General features: G+C 74.3%; 2 protein-coding genes and 2 pseudogenes. All 4 read left to right on the top strand.

The window, feature by feature from the left end; genetic code table 11:
- A pseudogene (locus ACFFNX_RS47985) lies at window positions 1-1,006 on the top strand (hypothetical protein); the annotation flags it as partial.
- Window positions 1,003-1,206: a HypC/HybG/HupF family hydrogenase formation chaperone gene (locus ACFFNX_RS47980; RefSeq protein WP_378213106.1), complete on the top strand. Its 204-nt coding sequence runs from the start codon at window positions 1,003-1,005 to the stop codon at window positions 1,204-1,206. The pseudogene ACFFNX_RS47985 and the gene ACFFNX_RS47980, both read left to right, overlap by 4 nt.
- Window positions 1,203-1,874, top strand: a complete 672-nt coding sequence (locus tag ACFFNX_RS47975; protein ID WP_378213105.1) for a D-sedoheptulose-7-phosphate isomerase — start codon at window positions 1,203-1,205, stop codon at window positions 1,872-1,874. Before ACFFNX_RS47980 ends, ACFFNX_RS47975 begins: the two co-directional genes overlap by 4 nt.
- 144 nt (window positions 1,875-2,018) lie before the next feature.
- Window positions 2,019-2,328: pseudogene (locus ACFFNX_RS47970) on the top strand (hypothetical protein); the annotation flags it as partial.

The following is a 2,328-nucleotide window of genomic DNA, read 5'->3' as shown; positions in this document are numbered from 1 at the left end:
GATCGTGCCGTCCGGGGCGCGCGTCGGCCTGTCCGAGCTGCACATCGACGGCGTCCAGGCGCTCCGGCGGTACCGGCTGCCCACGGTGCCCGGCGGCGGCACGGCCGTGATGACCCGCGCCCCGGGCCGGCTGCCCGCCTGCATGCCGGGCCCGATCCGGTGGGTGTGCTCGCCGCAGCTGCAGCGGCAGGACGAGGAGGGCTACGCCTTCGACCGGACCTTCACCGCGCCGGCGGCGACGAAGGCGCGGCTGACCGGTACCGCGGCGCTCACCGACACCGCGCTGATCCAGCGGTACATGAGCACCGACCCCCACGTCGGCATCACGGCCAGCTCGGCGTCGACGAACGAGCCGGCTGGCATGGCGCGCTCGGCCTTCGACGGCGACGCGACCACCACCTGGATCCCGGCCGACGGCGACACCGACCCGACGCTGGCGCTGAGGTGGCGGCGCGCGACCGTGGTGCGGAAGATCACGGTCAGGCGTCCGCCGGGCGCGAGCGGACTGCTGAACGTGCGCGTCGAGGGCGACCGCGGCCAGTGGCGGGAGGGCGTGATCGGCGCCGACGGCGTGCTGACCGTCGCGCCGATGCGCACGGCCCGGCTGACCCTGCGGTTCCCCGGAGAGACGCCGCAGGTCACCGACATCGTCATCCCGCACGTGCCGACCCTGCGGCGGCTGCCGGCGGCGAACCTGTCGCTGCGGTGCGGCCTCGGGCCGAGGCTGCGGGTGAACGGGGTGACCGTGCCGACGCGTGCGAGCGGCAGCTTCGCCGACGTGCTCGCCGGGCGGCCCCCCGCGCGGGACCTGGGCCTGCTGACGGTGGCGCTGCTCGGCGGCGACGGCGGCGACATCGCCGGGGCCGCCGACCACCAGATCGTCGTGCCCTCCGGCGACCCGCGCGTCGTCAAGGAGGTGCACGTCACCGCCTACCACGTGCTGTGGGAGCTGGTCCACGTGCTCCTCGAACAGCCCGGCGTGCTCGGCCCTGGAGTGATCGCGTGAACCACTGCACCGGCGACCACTGCGTGACCTGCTCCGACGAGGCCGTCGCGGTGCGCGTGGTCCGCCTGCGCGACGGCGACCTGGCCGACGTCGACGTCGGCGGCGGACGCACCGAGGAGGTCAGCGTCGCCCTCGTGGACGCCGAGGTCGGCGACGTCGTCCTGGTCCACGCCAAAGAGGCGATCGGCCTGGTGCCATGAGCGAGCGGGTCGGCGGGCACGACGCGCCCTCGGGAGAGATGCGGGACCTGTACCCGTTCCTCTACTCCGGCACGGCTGATCTGGCGTCGGTCATGGCGGACGTGCGCCGGTCCACCGTCGAGAAGGCGGAGGAGATCGTGGCGCTGCGGCAGCGCGTGCTCGCCCTGGACGGCGCACGGCTGGAGGCCTGCGCCGTGCGCATGGCCGAGGCCTTCCGCGCCGGCGGCCGGCTGTTCACCTTCGGCAACGGTGGCAGCTCCACCGACGCGCAGGACGTCGCCGCGCTCTTCCTCAACCCCGGCGGCGACGCGCGCCCGCTGCCGGCGCTGGCGCTGACCACCGACGTCGCGGTCATGACCGCGCTGTCCAACGACATCGGCTTCGACGTCGTGTTCGCCCGCCAGCTCGGCGCGCTCGGCCGAGCGGGGGACATCGCGCTGGGCCTGTCGACGAGCGGCAACTCCACCAACCTGATCCGCGCCTTCGACGAGGCGATGCGCCGGGGAATGCTGACGATCGGGCTGGCCGGGCACACGGGCGGGCGACTGGCCGAGCTCGACGGCCTCGACCACCTCTTCACGGTGCCCTCCTCGTCGGTGCACCGCATCCAGGAGGCGCAGACCACCGTCTACCACGCCCTGTGGGAACTCACCCGGTACGCGCTCTGACGCGCGCCCCCCGACGCCGAGCCGTTCGCTGGTTGTACGCCTCCGCCTGGTGGGTAACTGTCAAGGGTGCCCGTCATCGCAGGTCACAGCCATGATGGCCAAGAGACACACGCGCCTGGTCACTCCTCCGGCGAAGGAGGTCCCGTGAGAGATCCGGAGGCCGCCCGTGCGGTCGCCGACGCCGTCCTCTACGACGGCCGCCGGCCCTCCCCGCACGGCGCGGGCGAGGTGCGGGACCAGGTCCACCGGCAGCTCGGCGTGCTCGTGCCGCCGGGCTTCACCGCCACCGAGGAGCCGTCGGCCGCCCAGACCGAGTGCCTGCTGGACTGCGGGGACGACGGCGGCGGGACGCTGCACGTACGCCCCCGGTTCCTGCACGTACGGGCGCGCACCGCCGAGGGCGCCGCACCGCACGATGAGGCGGCCGAGCGCGAGATCGACCTCGTCTGGACCC

The organism is Actinoallomurus acaciae, from assembly GCF_042429965.1.
Taxonomy (GTDB): Bacteria; Actinomycetota; Actinomycetes; order Streptosporangiales; family Streptosporangiaceae; genus Actinoallomurus; species Actinoallomurus acaciae.
The sequence above is the reverse complement of the archived record's forward strand: the minus strand, read 5'-3'. Positions and strand labels throughout refer to the sequence as shown.

Excerpts from the sequence above, each read along its gene's own strand:
- ACFFNX_RS47975 (WP_378213105.1), top strand. The coding sequence starts at position 1,203 with ATGAGCGAGCGGGTCGGCGGGCACGACGCGCCCTCGGGAGAGATGCGG.